Raw genomic sequence first — 24,413 nt, 5'->3', positions numbered from 1 at the left:
TTTGCATACCATGCAAAGTGTGACGACCAAAGGTGCCGGAGCAGGTCTCCGACAACGCAAGAAGCAGGCGACGCGCGCGGCGCTCGCCGAAGCGGCCGTACGGCTCGCCGCCGAGCACGGCGCCGAGAACGTCACCGTCGAGGCCATCAGCAACGCGGCCGGAGTCTCCCCGCGGACGTTCTTCAACTACTTCGACAGTCACGACGACGCGTTCGTCATGATGGACACCCAGATCGGCGAACGGATCCGGTGCGCGGTACGGGACGCCCCCGCCGAGCTGGCTCCTCTCGACGCCGTACGCGAGGCGATGGCCGACGAGCTGGCCGACGTCGAGCGGCAGCACGAGCTGTGGAGCCTGCGCGCCAAGGTCCTCCAGAAGTCCCCGCATCTGCTGGCCCGCGGCCTCGGTGTGCACATGGCGGAGGAACGCGACCTGGCGCGGGCGATCGCGCAGCGGATCGATCCCGCAAGCGGCACTACGGCGGGCGACCGCGATGCCGGGACCGATGCCGGGGCCAACGCCGGGACCGACCCCTGTGACCACGCCGACATCGCGCTGTACCCGCGGCTGCTCGCCGCCGTCGCTGGCACGGCCGTACGGGTCTCCATCGAGCACTGGTACGCCCAGTCCCCGCCGGTCGCGTTCTCCGACATCTTCCGGGACGTCTTCACGCACCTGTCCGCCGGGCTGCGCCGGCCACCCACACAGACCGACGACCGTCCGTCCGACGGCCGTGCCACAGAATCGTAAGAAGGCCACCTTGACCGCAATCGAGGCGCCCGACCAGGCGCCCACCTCCATGACCAACCGACAGATACTCCAGGCCATGTCAGGTCTTATGGCCGGCATGTTCGTCGCCATCCTGGCGGGCACCGTGGTGGCCAACGCGCTCCCGCGCATCATCGCCGACCTGGGCGCCAGCCAGTCCGCGTACACCTGGGTCGTCACGTCCGAACTGCTCGCGATGACCGCGACCGTGCCCCTGTGGGGTAAGCTCTCCGACCTCTACAACAAGAAGCTGCTGCTCCAGCTCTCGCTCGGCATGTTCATCGTCGGCTCCCTGCTGGCCGGGTTCTCGCAAGGCGTCGAACTGCTCATCTTCAGCCGCGTGATGCAGGGCATCGGCGCCGGCGGTCTGACCGCGCTCGCGCAGGTCGTGATGGCGGCCGTGATCCCGCCGCGCCGGCTGGGCAAGTACGCCGGCATGTTCGGCGCGGTGTTCGCCGTCGGCACCGTCGCGGGGCCGCTGGTCGGTGGCGTCATGGTCGACACCTCATGGCTCGGCTGGCGCTGGTGCTTCTTCATCGGTGTGCCCTTCGCGCTGATCGCGATCGCGCTGCTCCAGCGGACGCTGCACCTGCCCACCGTCCGCAGGGACGTGAAGATCGACTACCTGGGCGCTTTCCTGATCGTCGCCGGTGTCTCCGCGATCCTCATCTGGACCTCCCTGGCGGGCAACCAGTTCGACTGGGCGTCCTGGCAGTCGGCCGCGCTGACCGGCGGCGGTCTGCTGCTGCTCGTCGCCGCGGTCTATGTGGAGTCTCGGGTGCCGGAACCGGTCATCCCGCTCACCATCTTCCGCAACCGCACCGTCACGCTGACCACGATCGCGAGCCTCCTCGTCGGTGTCGCGATGTTCGGCGGCACCGTCTTCCTCTCGCAGTACTTCCAGATCGCTCTCGGCAAGTCGCCCACCGTGGCAGGGCTGATGGGTCTGCCGATGATCCTGGGTCTGCTGGTGTCGTCCACCGTCGCGGGTCAGATCATCAGCGCCACCGGCAAGTGGAAGGCCTACCTGATCGCGGGCGGCGTCATCATGACCGCCGGTCTGGCCATGCTGTCGACGATCGACGCGAACACCGGATTCGGGCTGCTCAGCCTCTACATGACCGTTCTCGGCATCGGCGTCGGTCTGCTGATGCAGAACCTGGTCCTCGCGGCCCAGAACGACGTCCCCGCCTCCGAGTTGGGCGCCGCCACCTCCGTACTGTCGTTCTTCCGCAGCATGGGAGGCACGATCGGCACCAGCGTCCTGGGCGCGATCCTCGCCAACCGGGTGGCCTCGGAGCTGGCCAAGAGCCTGGGCACGGGCGGCGACGGCGCGGCGGCCGGCGGATCGAGTGAAGCCGTGCCGGACATGACGAAACTCCCCGAGCCGATGCGGGAGATCGTGGAGCACGCGTACGGTCTGGCGACCGCGGACCTGTTCCTGGTGGCCGCCCCGTTCGCCGCGCTCGCGCTGGTGGCCGTGGTGTTCATCAAGGAGAAGCCGCTCAAGACGACCAGCGGGATGGAACGGCTCGCCGAGGAGGCCAAGCAGGCGGTGGCGGACGGCGACAAGCCGTCCTCGCCGACGCCGGTGAGCTGAGGCCGGTGAGCTGAGCCCGGCAGGACCGCGCGAGGGCGGTCGTTGCCCCGGTCGCCGTCGGGCGGCGGGGCCAACGGCCGCCGTCGCGCCATTTGGCCCGTGACGGGGGATCACGGGCCGAATGTCGTCTGGCGCCCGCCGCGCGCGGCGGCTTGGCTGAGGATCGTACGGATCTCATGTACGGACCTCAGTACGTCGCCCCCAGCGCCAAGGACTTCAGATGACCACGGGTACGTCTTCCCCGACCGGCCATGGCACGCCCGCACCGGGCCCCTCCGCCACACCGGTGCCCGGCCCCCGGCAACTGCCCCTGATCGGCAATCTCCCGGCCTTCTCGCGCGACCCGCTCGGCTTCTTCGCCAGGCTGCGCGGGCACGGTGACGTCGTCTCCTGGCGGCTCGGCCCGCAGCGCTCGCTGTTCCTGTCCCGGCCGGAGCACATCGGGGAGCTGCTGACGGGGGTCGAGACCGCGTACCGCCACCCCGAGCTGGGCTGGGCGTTCAAGTTGGTGCTCGGCGACGGCGTGGTCACCTCGGTGGGTCCCGCGTGGCGGCGTAAGCGCGCGCTGGTGCAGCCGGTGGTGCGGCCCCGGCAGGTCCGCAGTTACGCGGAGACCATGACCGAGTGCGCGTCGCAGCTCGCGGAGACCTGGCAGCCGGGCCAACACATCGACGTACGGCGGGAGATGCTGGGACTCACGCAGCGCATCGCCGTACGGACGCTCTTCGGCACGGACACGGCGGGCCGCGAAGGCACCATCGGACCGGCCATGGACATCGCGCAGGCGGCCATCGGCGACGAGTTCCGGGGTCTCACGCTGTTCCTGCCGCCATGGGTACCGACGCCGGGGCGGCAGCGCCTCAAGAAGGCGGTCGAGGTCATCGACAGCGAGGTGAACAGGGTGACGGAAGAGCGTCACCGCAACGGCGCGGACCGCGACGACCTGCTGAGCAGGCTCCTCGCCGCCCGTGACGAGCAGGGCGACCGGCTGACCGACAAGGAGATCCGGGACGAGGCCGTCACGCTGTACATCGGCGGCCACGAGACAACGGGCACGACGCTGACCTGGGCCTGGTATCTGCTCTCACGCAACCCGGAGGCGCGGCAGCGCCTCGCCGACGAACTGACCGACGTCCTCGGCGGACGTATCCCCGGCTTCGACGACTTCAAGGAGCTGCGCTGGACGGAACAGATCATCCGGGAGACCCTGCGGCTCTACCCTCCCGTGTGGCTGATGACGGCGATCGCGAAGGAGGGCTCCACGCTGGGCGGCCGGCCGGTCTCGAAGGGGACGGTGCTGTGGGCGAGCCAGTGGAGCGCGCAGCGCGACGAACGCTGGTTCCCCGAGCCGGACGCGTTCCGCCCGGAGCGATGGGACGAGGACGCGCGGCCGGTCCCGGACCACGCGTGGTTCCCGTTCGGGGGCGGCCCCAGGGCCTGCCTCGGCGCCCGCTTCGCGACGGTCGAGGCGGTGCTGGTCCTGGCCACGCTGGCGCAGCGTTTCCTACTGGACCTCGACGCGACCGAAATCCCCCCGAAGACGGGACTCACTCTCCAGCCGAGCCGCCCGGTGCGTGCGAAGCTGCGAAGCGCCTGACCTGGGGTGGAAGCGCTCCTGCGGTCAACGCACTATCGCGCGCAGGAGCTCCACTCCTATCCGCATCATTTTGTCCACATCGACGCGGTGGTAGATGTACCTTCCGCTTCTCTGAGACGTGAGTACCCCCGCGGCACGGAGTTTGGCGAGATGCCGCGAGACCTGTGGCCGGGTCATGCTCATACGGCGGGCGAGATCGGAGGTGGTGATCGCCTCGTTCACAAGATGACGGCACAGGGCCAGGCGCGCCGGATCGGACAGGATGGCCAGCCGTCGCTGCATTTCGTCGATGGACTCGGGCTGACTGTGCCAGGCCACCGGGTAATGCACCACCACGGGGAAACCCTCCTCACCGCGGATGATGAGGTGAGGGCGCCCGTGAATGGTCGGGACGAGAAGAGTGCGGTTTCCGCGAAGGGAGACCGTCAAGTTCTGCAGCTTGTCGAAACGTACCGCCCGGCCGCCCTGCACCGGCTGAGCAGCCACGCTCACCGACGAGATCAGCTCCGCGAGCGGGAGTTCGCGTAGCCGCGAACGGGTCTGGTCGACTTCCTCGCGCAGCCGGTCGTGGACGCGTTCCCACTCTGCCGCGAAGAACTCCTCGACGCAGTCCGCCAGCGTCCGGACAAGCGTGGTCCGGAATTCTTCCGGGTCGCCGATCAGCAGCCTCGCGAGTTCGCCGCGGGAGAACGAGCGCGCCTCGCATGCCGCGATGAATTCACTCTGCCGGGAAACCGCCTGCCGAGGGTCGAAGGCTCCCCCGTGGATCGTATAGGCGGCGGCTTCAACGAACTCACGCTCCGACAGCTCTGATATCCGCTCGATTTCCGCATCCACGCTCGCGTCGAGCGGGCCGCTCAATGGCAGCAGCAGGCGACAGCGGCGGCGAGCCCAGAGCGGGGAGAACTGCGTCAGCCTGTGCCGCAGATCCGGTGACAGCGCCTCGTCGGTCCTCACCAGCCATGAACGGTATTCGTGGTGGTGGTCGGGCTCCGCGAGCGAATGCAGGCACGTCTGGAGTTCGGAGACCGGCGACGTACCGATCTCCACATCCGAACTCTTCGCCCCCCTGAGGTCAAGTAGCACCGGCACCCGGTCAGCCTAACCCGACTGTTACCGCCCTCGCGGTAACGGTGGGTTCACGCCATGGGTCCGCGGCGTAGCGTCCCGCCCCATCACAAAGCGATGCGAGGGAGTACACGTGGTGGACAGTCCGGGTGGGCACGAGAGCTGGCGGCCCGTGCCCGAGCCAGGATCCGGGTGCCGACAGGTGGTCTCGGTGCCGATGCGCGACGGTGTCGAGCTCGCCGCGGACGTGTACGCGGCGGGTCCCGACCCGGCTCCGCGGCCGGTCCTGCTGGAGCGCACCCCCTACGGCCGCCGGAAGGCCCGGGGCTCGGACGGCGCCTTCGAGTCCTGGAACCCACCGCCGCCCGAGGCGGTGTGCCGGCGCTTCGTGGAACGCGGCTACCACGTCGTCCGTCAGGACTGTCGCGGGCGCGGCGATTCCGGCGGCGAGTTCGTCAAGTACCTCAACGAGGCGGAGGACGGCTACGACACCGTCGAGTGGATCGCGGCCCAGCCGTGGTGCGACGGACGGGTGGCGACGATGGGTGTGTCCTACGCGGCGCACGTTCAGAGCGCGCTCGCCTCGCTGGGAGCACCGCGTCTGTCCGCGATGTTCCTCGATTCCGGTGGCTTCGCCAGCGCCTACGAGACAGGTGTCCGGCTCGGCGGGGCTTTCGAGCTCAAGCAGGCGACCTGGGCCTTCGCCAGGGCCAGGACCAGCGCGGCGACACTGGCCGACCCGGTGAGGGACGCCGCGCTCGACGCCGAGTCGATCGAGGAGTGGTTCAGGCATCTGCCGTGGCGCCGCGGGCACTCGCCCCTGCGGCACGCGCCCGAGTACGAGGGCTATCTGTTCGAGCAGTGGGAGCAGGGCCGCTTCGGGCCGTACTGGCAGCAGTTGGGCATCTACGGGCGAGGGTATTTCGATCGCTTCCCCGATGTGCCGAGTCTGCACATCTCCAGTTGGTACGACCCCTACATCCGGACCGCGATCGAGAACTTCCGCGAGCTCGGCGAACGTAGGACAAGTCCGGTGTACCTGGTGCTCGGACCGTGGACGCACGGCAGGCGGAGCGTGTCGTACGCGGGTGACGTCGATTTCGGCCCCGAGGCGACACTGGACGGCAACCTGGCCGCCGACTACGTCGAGTTCCGCGCGGACTGGTTCGACTCGCAACTGGACCCGACACCGTCGACGACCCCGCCGGTCCGCTACTTCCGGATGGGCGGCGGGTCGGGGAAGCGCGACGCCGACGGCCGACTCGACCATGGTGGGCGGTGGCTGAGCAGTTCGACGTGGCCGCCGGAGGCGGCGCGCGCCGCGGAGTTCCACCTCAACGCCGACGGCAGTCTCACATCGGAACTGCGGGCCGTCGCGCGGTACCTGGAGTACGACCACGATCCCCGCGACCCGGTGCCGACGATCGGCGGGCAGGTGACATCCGGCGAGCCGGTGATGGTGGGCGGGGCTTTCGACCAGCGCCCGGACGACCGGACGTTCTCCCTGACGAAATCGAGGCTGCCGCTCGCCTCCCGGCCCGATGTGCTCACGTTCGAGACCGAACCACTGGAGCGGGACGTCGTCGTGGCCGGTCCGGTGGTCGCCAGGCTCACGGTCTCGTCGAGCGCCGCCGATACGGACTTCGCCGTGAAACTGGTGGACGTCCACCCGCCGAGCGCCGACTACCCGGCGGGCTTCGCCATGAATCTCACCGACGGCATTCTGCGGTGTCGCTATCGGGACTCGTTCGAGACACCGTCCTCCCTTGAGCCGGGGCGGATCTACGACGTGACGGTCGAGGCGCCCGACACGGCCAACCTCTTCGCCCGTGGCCACAGGATCCGCGTGAACATCAGTTCCAGCAACTTTCCCCGGTTCGACGTCAACTCCGGCACCGGCGAGGCGGAGACCACGGATCGCCGTCAGGTGACCGCGACGAACAGGGTGTTCGTCGACGGACGCTCCACGATCACGCTGCACATCGTCCCCGAGGAGGAGGTATGAGCCTCGCCACGGGACTCACCCTCGCCGCGGTCGGCGATCTCGTCCTCGACGACGTCCTGACCCCACGCCTGGAGGAGACCGCCCCCGGGCTTCTCGCCCTCCTGCGCGACGCCGAAGCCACGATCGCGAACTTCGAGACGACCGCCATCGACTTCGACCGCTTCGACGGCTGGCCCGAGGCCGAGCCCGGCGGATCATGGTTGGTCACTTCGGTGCGCAGCGGAGCCGATGTCCGGGCCATGGGCATCGACATGGTGTCGCGCGCGAACAACCACGCCACCGACTGGGGCGTGGCCGGACTCCGCTCCACCAGCGCCGTGCTCGACCAGGCGGGACTCGTCCACGCCGGCGCCGGCGAATCGCTCACCGCGGCACGGGCACCGGGCTACCTCACCACCCGCCACGGGCGCGTCGCCCTCGTGTCGGCCGCGACCCGCTACCAGGCCATGTCCCTGGCCGAGGACCCGTTCGGGATCGTGCCGGCCCGCCCCGGCATCAACGGCCTGCGCACCACGAAGTGGTTCGGCGTGCACCCCGGCGAACTCGACGCCATGGCATCGATCCGCGACAGCCTGCCGCCCGCGTCCCTTCACCACGCGGCCCGCAGGGCCGACGCACGGGACGGCTCCGTGACGCTCGGGGGAACCGCGTTCATCTCCTCCGAGGCAACCGGCGGCGGAGTCGGGCCGTACTGGAAGGTCGACGAAGAGGACGTGGCCGCCCTGCGCGTCGGTGTCCGGCAGGCCAGGCAGAGTGCCGATGTCGTCGCGGTCGCCCTCCACACCCACGAACCGGGCAACTACAGCGCCGAGCCGCCGCCTTTCCTGCGTGAACTCGCGTACGCGGCCGTGGACGAGGGCGCCGACGTCGTTCTCGGTCACGGCCCGCACCAGCTGCGGGGCATCGAGGTGTACCGGAACCGGCCGATCTTCTACTCCCTCGGAAACTTCGTCTTCATGCAGAACCGCCAGTTCCCGTTGACTCGTGAGGCCTGGCGGCGCACCGGGCTCGACCTTTCGCGGCACACCCCGAGCGAAATGCTCGAAGAGAAAAGATCAAAGGGGCCTTTCGCCGATCGAATCTGGTATGAGAGCGTCGCCGTCTCTCTGTCATTCGAGAATCGGGACACCACAGACGTCACGATTCACCCGGTGACCCTCACCTTCGACACGCCGCACCATTCCGACCGGGGAACTCCTCAACTGGCCGATGCCGCCGCCGCGGAGCGAATACTCGGACGACTCCGCGCACTTTCCGAGGCGTACGGAACCGAAATCGCCCTTGGTCACGGTCAAGGCAGCATCCGAATCAGCAGATAAGCGCGTACCCCGGCAAAGGAGCCAGAAGGAAATGACTGCCACCTCAGGCAAGCAACACAGCCCCCAGCGGCTCACCCGGTTCCTGGACGGTATAGAACGGACCGGCAACAAACTCCCGCACCCGTTCTGGCTGTTCTGGATCCTGTCGGTCGTCGTGGCCGCCACCAGCGCGATCATGGCCGCTGCCGACGTCTCGGTCATGGACCCGGCGACCGGTGATCCGTCCCCGGTCAAGAACGCGCTGTCGGCGGATGCGATACGTGAGCTCATACTCGGTGCCGAAGAGTCGTTCCTGACCTTCGGGCCGCTCGGCACCGTACTGATCATCATGATCGGCCTCGCGGTCGCCGACCGCTCCGGCATGCTCGAATCGCTGGCACGCCACACGCTGGGCCGCGTCCGCCCCAGCCATGCCGTCTTCGCGGTCTGCGTGGCCGGGGCGATGTCGAAGTTCCTGTCCTACAGCGCGTACGTGATCGTCGTCCCGCTGGCCGCTCTCGTCTTCAGGGCGGTCGGGCGCTCCCCCATGCTGGGCATGATCGTCGGCTTCCTGTCGATCAACGCGGCGGGTGACGCCAACCCGTTCATCGCTCCGAGTGATGTCGTCTTCGCCAAGATCGCCACCGAGGCCGCGCACATCGTCGATCCCGACGCGATCGTCCGCCCCACCGACAACACCTACTTCACCACCGTCTCCGCGGTCGTACTCGCGATCGTGCTCACGGTGGTCACGGAGAAGGTCCTGGCCAAACGTGAGCACGAACTCGTGCCCGACGACGACGCCACCGGCCCGACCACCGGCGCCGGGCCCGGTTCTGTCCCCGCGGAGGTCGAACTGCGCGCGCTGCGCCGCACCGGCGTCGTCGCCGCGGGCTTCCTGGGGCTGCTGGTCGTGGGGATGATCCCGGCGGGCTCTCCGCTGCGCGGTGAGAACGGGGCCATCCTCGACTCCACGCTGTTCACCGGCATCGCGCTGGCGCTGAGTCTGTTCTTCCTCGTCATCGGAGCCACCTACGCCCATCTGACCGGAAAGCTCACCAGCTCGTCCGACCTGCCCAATTTCATGGCGGACGGGATCAGGTCGATCTCCCCGCTTCTCGTGCTCTTCTTCGCCGTCTCGCAGTTCCTCGCACTGTTCCAGTGGACCGGTATCAGCACCGTCGTCGCGGCCGGAGGTGCGGAGGGCCTGGAGAAACTCGACGCACCGGTCTTCGCCGTGCTCATGCTGCTCATCGCCGGAATCGCCCTGCTGAACCTGCTGATCACCAGCGGGACCGCACTGTGGGCACTCATCGCTCCGGTGATCATTCCCATGACCATGCTCATCGGGGCCAACCCGGCCACGGTCATGGCCGTCTACCGCATCGCGGATTCCTGTACCAACTCCATCACCCCCATGAGCGCGACGTTCGTGCTCACCGTCGGCTATCTGCAGACCTACCAGAAGAAGGCGGGAATCGGCACGTTGGTGTCGTTCACACTTCCGGCCGCGATGGCGATGATGGCCGCCTGGATCGCGTTGTTCGCCCTCTGGTACGCGTTGGGCCTGCCACTGGGGCCGGGCTCACCGGTCACCTGACCTGGCGGACGGGTCCGGTGACCGCAGTGAAGGGCCCGCACCCGTCACCGGGTGCGGGCCCTTCTCACCGTGTACGGCCGGCCTACCCGGCGGCCGTGATCCGGATCTCCGCCCGTTCCGTGACGCCGTTGACCGTCACCGCGAGCGTCGCCGCGCCCCGCCGCAGCGCCGTCAGTGTCCCGGTGGCCGGGTCGAACGCGGCAACGTCGCGGCTGTTCGCCCGGTCCGGGTCACCGATGTGCACGTTCGGTGAGCCCGTCCAGTCCGCGCTCATCGGGAAGGCGACCGGCACCTGCCTGGTTCCCTGGGTGACGGTCGCCGCGACGGCCGCCTTGTGTCCGGGCTCCACTGTTCCGGGCGCGTCGAGTGCCAGCGCGTCGGTGTGCGCCCGCGTCTGTACGGAGATCCAGTCGGGCCCGCCCTCCCACGGCTTGCCGCGTGCCTCGGACTGCTCGGTCCCGGAGACCTTGTCGACGCCGACGAGGGACCAGCCGGTGAATCCGCCCTCGGCGGCGGGGGCCGCCGGGTTCTTCCCGGAGTTGCCGTTGATCAGATACGGCACGCCGTCGACGCGCGAGGCGTCGAAGACCCCGACATGGCTGCCGATGAAGCCCGCGCCCTTGCCGCTCGTACGGCGGAACCCGGCGAGCCAGTTCTCCAGCAGCGCCGCCTCCTTGCGGTCGCCGAGCTGGCTGCCCTTCTGCACGGTGGGATCGCGCGGCGGCACATGCTCGATGACCATCACCGAGCTGACGCTCGCGTCGTCGGCCGCCGCGTCCAACTGGGCGCGCAGGGCCTTGATCTGGGCGTAGCCACCGCCGCGCAGCGAGAGGTTGGAGGTGTCGAGTGTGACGAAGCGCGTTCCGCCGTGGTCGAACACCCGTTGCGCGGAGCCGAATTCGCCGACGAAGTTGTCGATCTTCCCGCCCATCACCTCGTGGTTGCCCGGCACGTAGTACCAGGGCAGTTCGTCACCCAGTTCCTCGGTGAGCACCTGCCGCGCGAAGGCGAGGTCCGCCGGTGAACCCTCGTCCACCAGATCGCCGTTGACGACGAGGAAGTCGGGCTTCGCCGCCTTGATCTCGCGCAGGGTGCGACGGGCCTGCCGCACAATCGCGCTGTCCGGCTCGCGGGCAACGAACTGCGCGTCCGACATCACGGCGAACTGCCAGTCCCGGCCCTCGGTCTCGGCGGCCGGGTCGATCAACGGGTCGGCGGCTGGCCGCTGTTGAGGCAGGTCGACGGTGGGCGGCACCTGCGCCGTCAGTCCGTCGATGACGATCTCCCCGGTGTACTGCTTGTCGGCCGCGGTCTCCGCGAGATAGAAGCGGAACACCGACAGCGGCATCGCGGCCCCCTGCGGCACCGCGAACGTCACCTGCCGCCAGCCGGTCCATGTGACGTACGGCCCCCGGAGCAACTGGTCCGATCCGGCGGCGTCCTTGAGATGCAGCGTCGGCCAGGCACCCTTCCCGTCGCCCTTGATCCACAACTTGAAGGACTGCGGCTGACCGGGAACGGCGATCTGCTGCGGCGGGCTGGCGTACGCGGCGCGGGTCGCCGTCGAGAGCCCGAAGTCGTACGTCAGCTTCAGACCGGTGCCACTCTGCCCGTCCGGGGTCGCCGAGACCGAACCGGCGGCGCGCGCGTGGCTGAACCTCCAGCTCGCGGCGTCGTCGAAGGCCGAGACCTGCTGCTCCTCCAGCCCGACGCTCACCGCGAGCGCGGTGGTGACACCGTCGACGGTGGCCGTGATCCGTCCCGCGCCGCCGCCGGTCCTGGCGGTGACGGCGAAGGAACCCTTCCCGTCGTCGGCGACGGCGAAGAGTTCGCGGTCGTAGGTGAGTTTCACGTCGCGCGGCTCCACGGGCGCGGAGGCGCCGTGCGCGTCAAGGCCGACGATGCCGAAGGTGCCGGTCGCCTGGCCGACGGCGAGGCCGACGCGGGTGGTGGTCGACTTGATGCGCGCGAGGTCGTCGAGGACGGTCAACTCGATGGATCCGTCGGCGTGTCCGCGTTCCGCGCGGACCTCAGTGGTGCCGCTGTCGCGCGCGGTGAACAGCCCGTCGTCGTTCACCCGGCCGACCGAGGAGCGTTCGGTCCGCCAGAGCGGGTCGCCCTGTGCGGGGCCGTACGTCTCGTCGTGGCCCGCCGCGGTGAGGGCGCGGGTCAGTCCCGGGAAGACGCGTTCGGGGTGGCCGCCCTTGACGGGGTCGTCACCGGGTGCGGCTCCGGCGGGCGTACGGGTCTCGACCCAGAAGCCGTCGAGCCGTCCGCTGCCGTCGGGCGCGGTGATAGCGAGGCCGTTGGGCACAGTGCGCTCGCTGCCGTCGGACGGGGCGTTCTCCACCTGGAGGGCGTCGCTGCCGGGTTCACGGGCGACGAGCGTCGAGGAGCCGCCGCCGTCGAGGTTGAGCGCGTTGTGGGCGCCGGCCTGCTTCATCATCACGGCGAGTTCGGTGAGGGTGACACCGCCGCTGTCGGCCTGCCGGCCGTCGACGGTGATCACCCGCATCTCGCTGCCGTCCTTGGTGAATCCGACGGCGGTACGGGGCGCGGCGGTGTTGTTGCCCTGGCCCTCGTGGTTCTGTGCGACGCCGTCGACGACGAGGAGTTCACGTCCGCCGACCGCGGTGCGCGGCAGGGGTCCGCCGTTGGTGCGCGGGCTGTACTCCATCGTCACCGGGTCGCCGGGGCGCAGCGCCTTGAGCTGTACGGCGCCGGCCTCCCGCCCGACGAGGACGGTGGTGCCGGGCTCGATCGGGCCGGTGCCGGGCGTGTCGGTGACGGTGACGACCTTGCCGTCCCGTACGGCCGCCTCGGCGACGGGGGTCGCGGTGTCCACGGTGAGCGCGCGGTTGGCCTGTCCCCAGGCGGCGTTGTACGCGCCGATACCGCCGGCCGGTACGTTCGCGGCGTTGTACGCGGCGAGAGGCCACGGTCCGGTGGGCAGCGTCAGGGTGCCGTCGAAGTACAGCTCCAGGACGCGCCCGGCGTTCTCGGGGCCGATACCGACGGCCCGGTTGGCCCCGGCGGCGGGCGACTGGGTCAGGGCACCGTCCTTGATCCCGGCTCCCTGCGGCGCGCCGGTCTCGTTGATGTCGAAGAAGTCGGCGTTGATGGCGGCGACGGTGCGGCGGCCCTTGCCGGGGTCGTGCCCGGCGGCGAGTTCGGAGACGCTGCGGCGGTCGGCGACCTTGCCCGACGAGAGGTAGTCGGCCCGTACGCCACCGCCGTCGAGGTCGACCGACAGCGCGTCGACGCGCAGCCACTTGTCGGATTCGAGGCGGTCGTACGAGGTGAGGCTGACGCCCGGCGCGACGGGGCGTGAGCTGCGCGCGGTCTCGATGCCGTCGCCGTCCACGACGGATCTGGGCGCGCCGGCCGGTCTGCTGGCCGGTGGTGGCGCGACGGGGCGCAGCACCTCGGCGGCGTTGCGCGGGCGGGGGTCGGGGGTGGTGTCGGCGACGGACGGGGTGATGGCTCCCGTTGTCAGTGCGGTGACCGCCGCGAGCAGCACGACGGACCGGCGGGCGATGCCTGGGCCCACAAGTTCTCCTGTAGTACGGGGGGTTGGCGCGGATGGTAAGCGCTGTCAGCCGCCCAGCATCGCCGTGTGTGCCCCGGTTCGCCAGAGGTTCACGGACACGTCGGGGAGAACAGGGGGCACCCTGGAGGTGACGTGGGATGCCTGCCGCAGTGGCGGCGGGCATCCAGCTGATTTTTCTGATGATGCGTCAGAAAGGCCCGAGGGCCGCTCAGATCCGCCGACGGGCCGTCACGTGTCGCGCGGCCGACGTGCGACCGTCGCGCGACGCGTCGCCGTCACGTGTCGCGCGACGCGGGTTCCCTGTGCATGAGCAGCAGGGCCATGTCGTCACCGCCGCCGAGCTCCCCCACCAGATCACCGAGGGAGTCCGCCAGTTGTTCCAGGTCGAACACGCCGAGCGCGGCGGGATCCAGATGCACGCGATCGGCGCGGAGGTCGACGTCGAAGCCGCCCCTGCGGTTGTACGCGAGGGTCAGGGCGGGGCCGGCGGGCCAGTCTGCTTCAGATGATCCGGTCGGTTCGGTCGGTTCAGCAAGGGGGAGGCCCGGCGGCGGGTCGATATGAGCCGGTACGGGGTTCCGCGAGCGCTCAGTCGAGGTCCCCGGTGATCAGCCGCTGGAGTGCGGGCGCGTACAGGTCGGCCAGTTGCTCGGGGGTGGCACGCTCCCCGGCGCCGGGGCGGTGGAGGCTGAGGGTGGCGCCGAGACCGAGGAGCTGGCCGGTGATCAGCTCCGCCCTCAGCTCGGGCCGCCGCCCGCCGATGAGACCGGCCAGCCGGGCGGTGACCTGCTCGCGGAAGCGCTCGCGGATCAGTGTCCGCTCGTCCATGTTGCCGAGGGAGAAGACGACGCGCAGCAGGGGGTCGGACTGGTTCTCGCGCCGCAGCCGGACCATGGTCAGCACGAGGTGTCTGCCGAGGTCGGCGGGTGGCGCGGCGAACAGCTTGTCGGCGGCGGGGCCGAAGTCGGCGACGGTGTTGAACAGCCGTTCCTTCGTGCCGAAGCGTTTGACGATGAGCGAGGCGCTGACACCGGCGTCGGCGGCGATGCCGCGCATGGTCACCTCGGCGTACGGGCGCTGGGTGAACGCGCGGCGCGCGGCGCGCAGAATCGCGAGACGGCCGGTACCGGGGTCCGGTGCGGGATCGGCCCCGGAGTCCTCGCCCGACTCCCCGTCCGGGTCCGCTGCCCCGTCGGCCGCATGTCCGGTCGTCGTCATGCGCTCTCCTCGGCGAACGTACGGCGTGCTGGCTGCTCCTTGCCGACGGTACCCGGCTCGGCCGCCACCGCGCGGCCTGGCAGGCACAGGGTGACCACCAGGGCGAGCAGGGCCGCACCGGCGGCGATGAGGAAGACCAGCAGATACGCGTGGAGGGTGGGTGCGGTACGGCCGCCGGCCTGGAAGGTGACGTTGGCGAGTACAGCGGCGACCACCGCGCTGCAGAAGGCCTGCCCGACCGAGCGCATGAGCGTGTTGAGGCCGTTGGCCGCGCCGGTCTCGCCCGCCGGCACCGCGCGCATGACGAGTGCGGGCAGGGCGGAGTAGGCGATGGCGGTGCCCGCCGCGACGATGGTGGCGCCGCCGATGATCGGCCACAGGCTGTGGCTGGTGAAGAAGCGGACGACGTACCCGACGGCCATCACCGCCGCGGCGATCGCCAGGGCCGTCTTGGGGCCGTACTTCGCGGAGATCCTGGCCGACACCGGCGACAGCGCCACCATCGCGAGACCGCCGGGCAGCAGGCACAGTCCGCCGACGACGATCGAGGCGCCGAGCCCGTAACCGGTGCTGGTGGGCTCCTGCACCATCTGCGCGGTGACCAGGGAGTTCGCGTAGAAGGCGAAGCCGATGAGGAGCGCGGCGACGTTCGCCAGCAGCACGGCGGGGCGCGCGGAGACCCGCAGATCGACCATGGGGGACGTGGTGCGCAGCTCGTACGCGCCCCAGAGGAGACCGACGGCGAGGGCGGCCAGGAGCAGGCCGACGGTGCGCACGGAGGTCCAGCCCCAGTCCGCGCCCTGGGTGACGGCGAGCAACAGGCTGACGAGGGTGACGGAGAGACCGAGCGTGCCGATGACGTCGAACCGGCCGCGTGAGCGGAGCGGGGATTCGGGGACGCAGCACAGGACGAGCACGATGTCGACCAGACCCAGGACGGCCGAGGCCCAGAACATCGTGTGCCAGTCGAAGTTCTGCACGACGAGGGCGGCGACCGGCAGTCCTACGGCGGCGCCGATCCCGAGGGTCGAACTCATGAGGGCGACGGACGACAGCAGCCGCGCGGGCGGGAGTTCGTCGCGCATGATGCTGATGCCGAGAGGTACGACGGCGAGCGCCGCGCCCTGGAGGGCCCGTCCCGCGATCAGCACACCGATGTGGGAGCTGGCGGCGCACATGACCGAACCGGCGACGAGGACACCGAGCGAGGCGATGAGGACCCTGCGCTTGCCGTACATGTCGCCGACACGGCCGAGTACGGGAGTGAAGACCGCACCCGTCAGCAGCGTGATCGTGACGAGCCAGCTGGCCGCCGCGGGCGTGCTGCCGGTCAGGGCGGGGACGTGCGGCAGCAGGGGCACGACCAGCGTCTGCATCACGGCGACGACGACGCCGCAGAAGGCCAGCACGGCGACGAGGAAGCGGCGGCGCTGTCCTTCTGGTGGCTCCTGCTCTGACTCCGGCTCCTGTTCCGGCTCCGGTTTCGCTGCTGCGGGCATCTGCTCTCCGTTGTTCCGCCGCCGGCCTCCGCGACCGTGGCGGTCACGAAGGGGGTGCACAAGCGTTCACCCCGAGAGTAAACACTCGTGCACCCCCTTGTCACATTCCGCTCTCTCACCAATTGGCTCAATTTCGTTACCGAGGGTGAGTTTGCGCGTTGAACGGGCGTGAAGGCCGCGCATCGTGCGGCTGGGCTCGAAACGTTCAAGGAGAAACTTGATGTCGCGTATCGCGAAGGCAGCTGCTGTTCTCGCCGGCACGGGCGCCGTGCTGGCCGGCGGTGCCGGAATGGCCACTGCCAACGCCGGCGCCGAGGCCGCGGCCGTCGGTTCGCCCGGAGTCCTTTCCGGCAACGTGGTCCAGGTGCCTGTGCACATCCCGATCAACCTCTGCGGCAACACCGTGGACGCGGTCGGTCTGCTCAACCCGGCGTTCGGCAACACGTGTGTCAACGCCGACGGCAAGCACCACGGTGGCGGTTACGGCCGCTGAGCAGCCGGCACCCCGCTCGTTGATTGAGGCATGACGCAACGGCCTCCCGCATCTCATGCGGGAGGCCGTTGTGCTGGGCTGCCGGCCGGCAGCCCGCCGGGCTCAGGCTTCGTACCGGTACAGACTCCGGTGGCTCAGCATCTCCGACGGCGTCGTCCGCCACGGCGGCATCGGCTCGTCCAGACTGATGGCCCGGCCACGCTGCGGATCATTGCCGCCCAGCTTGCGCTGCGGCAGATAGGTCGACTTGGGGTGCTTCGTCTGCCAGAGGTCCCAGAGAAGATCGACAAAGGCGTGGTGCAGCCAGAAGACCGGGTCGTGGGGCGCGGTCGCCCCCAGCATCTGGCCGCCCACCCACCGGTGGACACGGTTGTGATTGCGCCACCGGGTCTTGTCACTGCCCGCCGTCCAGCCTTCGAGGCGGTTACGGAAACCGCGCGTGACCGTGGAGTCCCACGGCGCGGCGTCGTAGACCGACTCGTCCATCGCCCAGGCCAGTTCGTCCTTGGTGGGCAGCGCGATCGGGGATGTGGGGCGGCCGAAGGCGCGGACCAGGAACTTCCGCTCCAGCACCCCGTCGTTGATGGTCCAGTTGCCCGCCCCGTAGGCGAACGCCCCGGTCATGACCTGCCCGTCGGACGAGCGGCCGTCACCGCCGAGGAAGTCCTCGGACCACAGGGACGCGGCCGGAGTGTTGTCGGTCGTCCAGTCCCAGTACGGCACGGTCACCTTGGGGTCGATGCGCTGAAGCGCCCGCTCGAACTCCAACAGGTACTTGCGATGCCACGGCAGGAACGTGGGCGCCATGTGCCCGGTGCGCACCCCGTCGTCGCCGTCGGCCCGGTAATACTGGACATGCTGGCGGACGAACCCGTCGTAACCACCCTGGCGTTTGAGCTCCAGGACCGTGGCGACGAAGCGCTTCTTCTCCGCGCTGGTGAGATTCCGCTGATTCTTTCGGATATGCACCGTGGAGGGTCCTCCCTGCGGTCAGTGAACTGCCGGTCCGGCGAGCGCGAGTTGGGTACCGGCGAGGTCGTCGACAGCCGCGCGGGCGGTCGCGAGCGCCGTCGGGAACGACTCGAAGTGGTTGACCACGCTGACGTAGCTGCCGTCGGCGCGCCGCATGACGTGCAGGGGCCGGCCGTCGATACGGATGCCGGCATCCACCCCCTGGATGTGCCGGCCGCCGTACATCTCGTCGAAGTGCTCCACGGCCGGCGCACGGGCATCGCCGGGGTCGGCCTTGCGGGGGTCGGACCGGAGGATGGGCGTCAGGGCCGCGGCCGTGGCGCCTGTGACCCCGAGGGCGAAGGCCACACGCAGAAAGAGACGTCGGGTGCGGCCGGGCCGTGATGTCGGCGCGGCGGGCGGTTCATGGGGCGGATGCGACTGGCGTGGCACGAGGGCCACAGGCTCGACAGACCACGCCTCCGCGGGCCGCGCCTTCAGCTGGGTATCGCCTGCCATGGCGAACCTCCACTCGTCGGCCGTGCCCCGCCCCATGGACGGGGCGGGGCACGGACACTGATCCGGGTTCGGGGCAGATGGTTCTCTGCCCCGAACCGGTCAACGAGGAGATCGCAGAACAGTTCTCTGAACTACGTCCGATTGTCGTAGTGACGCTCCGGACTCAGCAGCTGAGGTTGCCACCCGGATCCACGCCGAGGATTCCGGTGAACTGACGGTACTTGTCGATCCGGCTCTGGACCTGTCCGGGGTTGCCTCCGTTGCATTCAAGGCTCCCGTTGATGCTGCGGATGGTCTCGCCGAATCCACGGCTGTTGACCATCGCGTTGTGCGGGGTCATCGTGCCCGGACCGCTCTGGGTGTTCCAGTACCAGAGACCGGTCTTCCAGGCGACGGCCGCGTCGTTCTGGACGAGCCAGGGGTTATTGAGGAGGTCGAGGCCGAGAGCGTCGCCCGCGGCCTTGTAGTTGAAGTTCCAGCTGAGCTGGATGGGACCGCGGCCGTAGTACGCGGCCTGGCCGGCCGGGCACCCGTACGGCTGCGAAGTGTCGCAGTAGTGGGGGTAGTTGGCCTGGTTCTGCTCGACGATGTGGACGAGACCGCCGGTCTCGTGGCTGACGTTGGCGAGGAAGGCGGCGGCCTCCTGGCGCTTGATGGTGTCACTGCCGGTGTTCGCGAAGCCCGGGTAGGCGCCCAGCGCGGCCTTGAGACCGTTGTAGGTGTAGAAGGAATTCCGGCTCGGGAACATCTGGTTGAACTGCGTCTCGCTGACCACGAAGCCACCGGGCGGCGGGTCCGTCGGGCCACCGCCGTCACAGGCGCCGTTGTCGGCCCAGACGTCGACCGTGCCTGGTCTCTCGTTCTGGGTCCACCACTTCGCCGTCCAGTTGCGGCCGTTGTACGAAGCGGTGTCGCCGCCCCAGTAGACGCTGGACGCGTTCCAGGGGGTCGTACAGGCGGCGGCCGACGTGGCTGCCGCCGAGGTCGACGCGGGTAGGAATACCGCGAGGGCCAGTGCCGAGACCAGCGCGGTGAACAGGGCAAGGATTCGCTGTCGCAAGCGACTCACTCCTTCGCGCGGCCGTCGTTGGGGGACGGCCGCCATGGGGGTGAGGGAACCAAACCGGAATCCTTATTACCTGTCAAGGTCTAGACCAACGTGCGTTTTTCAGCCGGTCCGCCCCTGAATCGGCCACCCCACAACCCAGTTCGGCGCGAGTGAGCAGGGCATGCCCGCCACGCTGTCGTCAGCGGGCACCCGCCGCACCCCAACCGGGCGCCGCATGCGGCTGTTGGATCGGCCGTCGCGCCGCGGATGTGACGCGATCTCGCCCTAGGGCGTGTTGCGAAAGTAGCGCCGTCCGCCCGGAGGGCGGGGCCGACGGCGCTACTTTCGCAACGCGCCCTACTGATCTTTTCGTAAGTTCGGTGGGTGTGGTGGGCGTGTGGGTGGGAGGCTGTCGGGGTGGCTTATCAACCTTCCCCTTCGGTTGCCGGCTTCTCTCTTCCTCCTTTGTCGCGGCCTCAGTTGGCGGAGGCGCGTCGTGTTCGGGCGGTCGAGTTGTTCGAGGGTGGCGTCTCGAATGCGGAGATCGCGAGGACGGTGGGGGTGTGTGCCGAGAGTGTGCGGCGTTGGCGGCGGGTGTGGGAGCGAGGCGGTGCTTCGGCCCTGCGGCGACGGGGAGCCACCGGACGCCCGCCCAAGCTGGACGACGCCCAGGTCGAGATGGTCCGGGCCGCGTTGGAGCGAGGTGCCCAGGCTCATGGCTTCGAGGCCGACCTGTGGACCCTGGAACGAGTCGGCGCGGTCGTCACCCGGGCAACGGGGGTGGTGCTGTCGAGGGCGTCGGTGTGGCGGCTGCTGACCGGCCGGCTCGGATGGAGCCTGCAACGGCCCGAGCGGCGGGCGGTCGAGCGGGACGAGTCGGAGATCGCCCGCTGGATCGTGCACGAGTGGCCGCGTATCAAAAAAGGGCCGTGAACACACGTGCCTGGATCGTCTTCCTCGACGAATCAGGCGTCTCCCTGCTCCCTCAGATCCGCCGCACCTACTCGCCCCGGGGGCGGACTCCGCTCCTGCGGCACCGCCTGAACTGGAAGCGCGCGTCGATGGCCGGGGCCTTGGGCTACCACTCCACCGACCCCGATCGCGGGGCCCGCCTGTGCTTCCACCTCAAGCCCGGCAGCTACGACACCGCCGGACTCATCGAGGTCCTGGAGCAGATGAAGGTGTTCTGCCGCGGCGAGCGAGTGGTCCTGGTCTGGGACGGCCTGTCCGCCCACTGGAGCCGGGCGATGCGGGCCTGGGTCGCCGAGCAGGACTGGCTCACCCTGGAACGGCTACCCGCCTACGCTCCCGAGCTGAACCCGGTGGAACTGCTGTGGTCCTCTCTCAAGAAGCGTGAACTCGCCAACCTCGCCGGCGACCACCTCGCCGATGTCGCCGACGCCACCGAGCAAGGCATCCACCGCATCAGCGCCAACCCCCGACTGCCATGGTCATTCCTCGCCCACACCGGCCTGACCATCCGCCCACCACACCCACCGAACTTACGAAAAGATCAGTAGTGGGTGCTACCCGGTCCCTGTTCGAGATGCGGGCGCACCCGCAGTGCCGGGTCGGGGTGCCAGCAGTAGCGGACGTCCGGCTCGTTCTCCTCGTTGCCCCGGCCGTCGGTCTTCTCGACCGGGACGAAGCCGTGGCGCTCGTAGAAGCGCCGTGCCGGGCCGTTGATCTGGAACGTCCACAGGGACAAACCGTCGGGCCGACGCCGCTTCGCCAGGTCGATCAGGCGCGCGCCGATACCGCAGCCACGGTGGTCCGGATCGAGATACAGCTGATCGATGTCGCCGCCCTCGATCACCATCATGCCGACGACCGCCTCCCCCGCGGTCGCCACCCAGGTCTCCTGGGTGGGCAGGACGATGTCACGGATCCAGGCGTGCACCTGCTGATCACTGTGGGGGCGCGTGACACTCGGGAGCGCGGCCGTAAAGGATCTCAGCCACAGTCCGGAGATGTCGGACGCGTCCGCGGGCACCGCACGACGGACGACAAGCGTGTTGGTCTGCACAGCGAGCCATCCTGCCATCAATCAGGAATCAAGGAACGACCGAGTCGAGGCATCCATTGTTTTCGGATTCCGACGCGCACCACCTCTTGAAGTGAACCCGACACTGTGTCATATATGTCTAGACCATTGCCCCGTGCTTCCGACGGAGGAGACGATCGTGCGACGGACCCCCACCCAGGTCGCGCTCGTTACCGCTACCGCCCTCACCCTCGTCGCCTGCGGCGGCGGTGACGACAAGGACTCGCAGGCTCCATCGGCGCCGACCGGTCTGAGCGTCCAGGCAGGCAGCGCGCTGTCCGCTCACGTCATGTGGGACGAGGCCAAGGACAATGTCGCGGTCAGCGGCTATGTGGTGTACCGCGGGAAGGACAAGATCAAGGACGTCCCCGCCGAGCGGCGGATGATCGACATCACGGGTCTGAAGCCGTCCACCGCCTACTCGTTCTCCGTGCGGGCCAAGGACGCCGCCGGGAACCTCTCCCCGCACAGCCAGAAGAAACCTGTCACCATGCCCGCCGCGGGCACGGACGACAAGAAGGCTCCGGCACAGCCGGTGAAGTTGCGCGGCAAGCACAACGGTTCCAAGGGCGCCGAGCTCTCCTGGAGCGCACCGGCCAAGGACGAGGGCATCACCTCCTACGACATCCTCCAGGGCGGCTCGAAGATCCACAGTGTGAGCGGCGACGAGACCACGGCCAAGGTCACCGGACTCCGCCCCGGCACCGCCTACTCCTTCACCCTCCAGGCCCGCGACGCCGCCGACAACACCTCACCGGCCAGCGACCCGGTGAAGATCAGCACCCCGAAGGGACCGGGCGACGACCCCGACACCGCGCCGATCGGCTTCAAGGCCGCGCGGCACAAGAACGCCAAGGACGGGGCCTACTATCTCGATCTGTCGTGGCTGCCGCCGAAGGTCGACGGTCAGGTGCCTTCGTACGAGATCCATCTCAACGGGAAGCTGACCACCACGCTGGTCTGGGGCAACAAGCCGCCCGTGGGGAAGACCACCGAGAGCGTCTACGCGGGCAAGAAGCCCGGTGTCAGCTACAAGGTGAAGATCCGCGCGAAGCTGCCGGACGGGGAGTGGGGCAGCTTCTCCCCCGAACTCACCGTGGTCACGGGCGAAGCCAAGTCCTGACCGAGCGATGCCGGGACAGTCGGGCCGGGCGGCTCGACCTCACCCGTCGGCGCTGCCGCCACGCGGCACGGCGGCGGTCTCCCGGTCCCGGTTCCGCCTGATCCTCAGCCGGGTCAGCAACGGACGCCCCCGCCCGACACCGTGCGGAACCGGTTCAACTGTCCGTACCGGTACGGGTGTCGGCACCGGGGCCGGCTCGGGGGCCGTGCCGCTCGGGCGCCGCGCCTGCCGGTCCCGACGGGCGTCCGCCAGCAGCGCGGTCAGGCTGGACCGGTGCCAGCTGATCTCGTCCGGATCGTCGGCGGTCAGCAGTCGCTGTACCGCCTCGCGCCCCGCCTCCGATCCCGGACGGCCCGGCGCGAGGTCCGGCCGCAGCCGGTTCAGACACGCGCGCTCGTACGGATCCGGTACCAGCTCGGCGAGTTGGATCGGATCCAGCACGGACCCGACGATCGCCGCACGCTCCCACCGGTCATCGCTCTCGTGCAGAAGAAGACCGATACGACGTCCACGCCAGTTGCGCGGACGGCAGTCCTCTCCCGCGCCCGAATCGCCGGACTCAGGAGCCTCGGGCGCCTCCGAGTCGGTCTCGGACCCGCCGGTCGGCGTCCGTGGCTCCGCATGCGTCCGCGAGTGGGTCGGCCCGTGCGGCAATCGGCCCGCCAGCAGACCCGGTTCGCTGCTCGCGAACGCCCGTAGCTCCTCGGCCAGATAGAGCCAGACGACCGCTCGATAGCGATTGAGGTAGAACCTCACCGGCACCAGATACCCCGCACGCGCGAGCCGGGTGAAGCGGCCGGGGCTGATGTCCATCAGCTCCGCCCCTTCGGCCGTGCCCACCGTCCGCACCCGCTCGCGCAGCGTGTCGGGGAAACCCGCCGCCCGCCGAAGCCGCTCGACCTCGCCGCGCGGGACCCTCCGGCGGCCACTCACCGACCCCCCGACCGTGCGGACATGCCCCAACTGTGTGGCCAATTCGAACTCGCCGCGCTTCAGACGCAGTTCCTGCGCCGCTCGGCCGGCGGCCAGTGTCTCTGAGATTTCCATGACGGACATCGACGGTCTCCCCCGCGAGCGATTGACTACTCTCGGTGACGACCGTATCCCCGCGTCAGAATTCCCGCTTGCCCTGTGGATAACTTCCCTGCGGCACTCAGACGTCCGTGACCGTGGTATGCCCCGACTGCCGCACCGCGATGCCGAGATGCTCACCGACGCGATTCACCATCAGCGTCATCTCGTAGGCGATCTGACCGACATCGGCGTCCGCGTCGCTCAGCACGCACAAGCAACTGCCGTCCCCGGCGGCCGTGACGAACAGCAGCGCGTCATCGAACTCGATCATGGTCTGCCGGGCCTTGCCCGCGTTGAAGTGCCGACCGGATCCCCGCGCGAGACTGTGCAGACCGGACGAGACGGCCGCCAGATGCTCGGCGTCCTCCCGCGCCAGACCGGAACTCGCCCCGGTCACCAACCCGTCGTTGGACAGCACCAGCGCGTGCCGTATCGGCTCGACCCGACTGGTCAGATCCTCCAGAAGCCAGTCAAGTCCGTCTTCCAGCGCCATTGGTGACCACTCTCCCCGTTCAGACAGGTACCGCGCCCTGTGCCCCGTATCTCCCCCGTCGGTCGCCAAGCCTCGCGCACCGACTGCTCACGGGCAAGCGATCCCGCCGCCCAGGAGCGTCACACGGAACAGGCCGTTCCCGTCGGGCGGAACGATCACCACCGGGACCGTCCGTATGCCTTCGCAACTCGCCACCCCGCTGTCGGCGCTAGACCGCTCCCCCTCCCCGGCCTCCGGCGCCGAGTGGCCACTTCGGTCAATTCACCACCGCAACGACATCCCTCGATCGGGCCACCTGTCACGCCGGAGTGAGGCGAACACAGGATTACGGCCACTTTCACGGCGCCTGCTCATCTCCACCGCGCCATCACGACCTTCCGACGAGAATTCGCACTACTTCCCCCCGTTACGGCCTCTTGATCAGCAGCGTTCATCCAACGGCCCGCACATCGACGTCTCTCCCG

21 protein-coding genes are annotated in these 24,413 nt (G+C 69.3%); 11 read left to right on the top strand and 10 right to left on the bottom strand.

The genetic code is table 11. From position 1 onward, the window contains the following. Positions 1-10 precede the first annotated feature (10 nt). The 3 genes from ACIBLA_RS20285 (at position 11) to ACIBLA_RS20275 (ending at position 3,966) form a co-directional block, all read left to right on the top strand. Entirely contained in the window at positions 11-751 is a 741-nt protein-coding gene (locus ACIBLA_RS20285; RefSeq protein WP_363246148.1) for a TetR family transcriptional regulator, read from the top strand. A 49-nt stretch (positions 752-800) separates the two neighbouring features. Further along, on the top strand, positions 801-2,369 hold the full coding sequence (locus tag ACIBLA_RS20280) for an MDR family MFS transporter (RefSeq protein WP_399199360.1): 1,569 nt from the start codon (positions 801-803) through the stop codon (positions 2,367-2,369). 220 nt (positions 2,370-2,589) lie between these two features. Beyond that, complete coding sequence (locus ACIBLA_RS20275; protein ID WP_363246150.1) at positions 2,590-3,966, top strand: cytochrome P450; 1,377 nt, start codon at positions 2,590-2,592, stop codon at positions 3,964-3,966. A 24-nt stretch (positions 3,967-3,990) separates the two neighbouring features. Here ACIBLA_RS20275 and ACIBLA_RS20270 read toward each other — a convergent pair whose 3' ends face one another. Then, positions 3,991-5,052, bottom strand: a complete 1,062-nt coding sequence (locus ACIBLA_RS20270) for a DUF5937 family protein (RefSeq protein WP_399199358.1) — start codon at positions 5,050-5,052, stop codon at positions 3,991-3,993. 115 nt (positions 5,053-5,167) lie between these two features. Between ACIBLA_RS20270 and ACIBLA_RS20265 the strand changes: the two genes are divergently transcribed. The 3 genes from ACIBLA_RS20265 to ACIBLA_RS20255 are packed head-to-tail and all read left to right on the top strand — an operon-like array spanning position 5,168 to position 9,937. Beyond that, entirely contained in the window at positions 5,168-7,039 is a 1,872-nt protein-coding gene (locus ACIBLA_RS20265) for a CocE/NonD family hydrolase (RefSeq protein ID WP_399199346.1), read from the top strand. Continuing rightward, entirely contained in the window at positions 7,036-8,358 is a 1,323-nt protein-coding gene (locus ACIBLA_RS20260; protein WP_399199345.1) for a CapA family protein, read from the top strand. The genes ACIBLA_RS20265 and ACIBLA_RS20260 overlap by 4 nt, the downstream gene beginning before the upstream one ends. 31 nt (positions 8,359-8,389) lie before the next feature. Continuing rightward, positions 8,390-9,937 (top strand): AbgT family transporter, encoded by a 1,548-nt coding sequence (locus ACIBLA_RS20255; RefSeq protein ID WP_363246153.1) that lies wholly within the window; start codon positions 8,390-8,392, stop codon positions 9,935-9,937. Positions 9,938-10,019: 82 nt separating this feature from the next. Here the strand turns inward: ACIBLA_RS20255 and ACIBLA_RS20250 are convergent, their stop codons facing one another. Continuing rightward, a complete protein-coding gene (locus ACIBLA_RS20250; RefSeq protein WP_399199344.1) occupies positions 10,020-13,487 on the bottom strand; it encodes a phosphodiester glycosidase family protein in 3,468 nt (1,155 codons plus the stop codon). Between the two features lie 137 nt (positions 13,488-13,624). Between ACIBLA_RS20250 and ACIBLA_RS20245 the strand changes: the two genes are divergently transcribed. Continuing rightward, entirely contained in the window at positions 13,625-13,996 is a 372-nt protein-coding gene (locus ACIBLA_RS20245) for a hypothetical protein (RefSeq protein ID WP_399199343.1), read from the top strand. A gap of 79 nt (positions 13,997-14,075) precedes the next feature. On the opposite strand, the gene ACIBLA_RS20240 is transcribed toward ACIBLA_RS20245, so the two are convergent. Next, the gene (locus tag ACIBLA_RS20240) at positions 14,076-14,705 is read right to left on the bottom strand and encodes a TetR family transcriptional regulator (RefSeq protein ID WP_399199342.1); all 630 of its coding nucleotides are present in this window, start codon (positions 14,703-14,705) and stop codon (positions 14,076-14,078) included. Further along, a complete protein-coding gene (locus ACIBLA_RS20235; protein ID WP_399199341.1) occupies positions 14,702-16,204 on the bottom strand; it encodes an MFS transporter in 1,503 nt (500 codons plus the stop codon). Before ACIBLA_RS20235 ends, ACIBLA_RS20240 begins: the two co-directional genes overlap by 4 nt. A gap of 220 nt (positions 16,205-16,424) precedes the next feature. On the opposite strand from ACIBLA_RS20235, the gene ACIBLA_RS20230 reads away from it, so the two are divergent. Beyond that, complete coding sequence (locus ACIBLA_RS20230) at positions 16,425-16,697, top strand: chaplin (RefSeq protein WP_363246159.1); 273 nt, start codon at positions 16,425-16,427, stop codon at positions 16,695-16,697. Positions 16,698-16,799: 102 nt separating this feature from the next. Here the strand turns inward: ACIBLA_RS20230 and ACIBLA_RS20225 are convergent, their stop codons facing one another. The 3 genes from ACIBLA_RS20225 to ACIBLA_RS20215 form a co-directional block, all read right to left on the bottom strand. Continuing rightward, positions 16,800-17,666, bottom strand: a complete 867-nt coding sequence (locus ACIBLA_RS20225; RefSeq protein ID WP_399199340.1) for a tyrosinase family protein — start codon at positions 17,664-17,666, stop codon at positions 16,800-16,802. 21 nt (positions 17,667-17,687) lie between these two features. Beyond that, a complete protein-coding gene (locus tag ACIBLA_RS20220; RefSeq protein ID WP_363246161.1) occupies positions 17,688-18,167 on the bottom strand; it encodes a tyrosinase family oxidase copper chaperone in 480 nt (159 codons plus the stop codon). 163 nt (positions 18,168-18,330) lie between these two features. Then, entirely contained in the window at positions 18,331-19,272 is a 942-nt protein-coding gene (locus ACIBLA_RS20215; RefSeq protein ID WP_399199339.1) for a glycoside hydrolase family 19 protein, read from the bottom strand. 327 nt (positions 19,273-19,599) lie between these two features. On the opposite strand from ACIBLA_RS20215, the gene ACIBLA_RS20210 reads away from it, so the two are divergent. Both ACIBLA_RS20210 and ACIBLA_RS20205 read left to right on the top strand, forming a co-directional pair. Further along, entirely contained in the window at positions 19,600-20,148 is a 549-nt protein-coding gene (locus ACIBLA_RS20210; RefSeq protein WP_363246077.1) for a winged helix-turn-helix domain-containing protein, read from the top strand. Beyond that, entirely contained in the window at positions 20,145-20,735 is a 591-nt protein-coding gene (locus ACIBLA_RS20205; RefSeq protein ID WP_399199338.1) for a transposase, read from the top strand. Before ACIBLA_RS20210 ends, ACIBLA_RS20205 begins: the two co-directional genes overlap by 4 nt. On the opposite strand, the gene ACIBLA_RS20200 is transcribed toward ACIBLA_RS20205, so the two are convergent. Further along, positions 20,729-21,241 (bottom strand): GNAT family N-acetyltransferase, encoded by a 513-nt coding sequence (locus ACIBLA_RS20200; RefSeq protein WP_399199337.1) that lies wholly within the window; start codon positions 21,239-21,241, stop codon positions 20,729-20,731. The two genes, ACIBLA_RS20205 and ACIBLA_RS20200, sit on opposite strands and share 7 nt — an antisense overlap. 157 nt (positions 21,242-21,398) lie before the next feature. On the opposite strand from ACIBLA_RS20200, the gene ACIBLA_RS20195 reads away from it, so the two are divergent. After that, complete coding sequence (locus ACIBLA_RS20195; RefSeq protein ID WP_363246074.1) at positions 21,399-22,382, top strand: fibronectin type III domain-containing protein; 984 nt, start codon at positions 21,399-21,401, stop codon at positions 22,380-22,382. A gap of 39 nt (positions 22,383-22,421) precedes the next feature. Here ACIBLA_RS20195 and ACIBLA_RS20190 read toward each other — a convergent pair whose 3' ends face one another. Further along, complete coding sequence (locus tag ACIBLA_RS20190) at positions 22,422-23,429, bottom strand: DUF6397 family protein (RefSeq protein ID WP_399199336.1); 1,008 nt, start codon at positions 23,427-23,429, stop codon at positions 22,422-22,424. 106 nt (positions 23,430-23,535) lie between these two features. Beyond that, a complete protein-coding gene (locus ACIBLA_RS20185; protein ID WP_363246072.1) occupies positions 23,536-23,949 on the bottom strand; it encodes a roadblock/LC7 domain-containing protein in 414 nt (137 codons plus the stop codon). Positions 23,950-24,413: the final 464 nt, after the last annotated feature.

The organism is Streptomyces sp. NPDC050433, from assembly GCF_044458565.1.
Lineage (GTDB): Bacteria > Actinomycetota > Actinomycetes > Streptomycetales > Streptomycetaceae > Streptomyces.
Note: the sequence above shows the minus strand (reverse complement) of the source record. Positions and strands in the feature narration are given on the sequence as shown.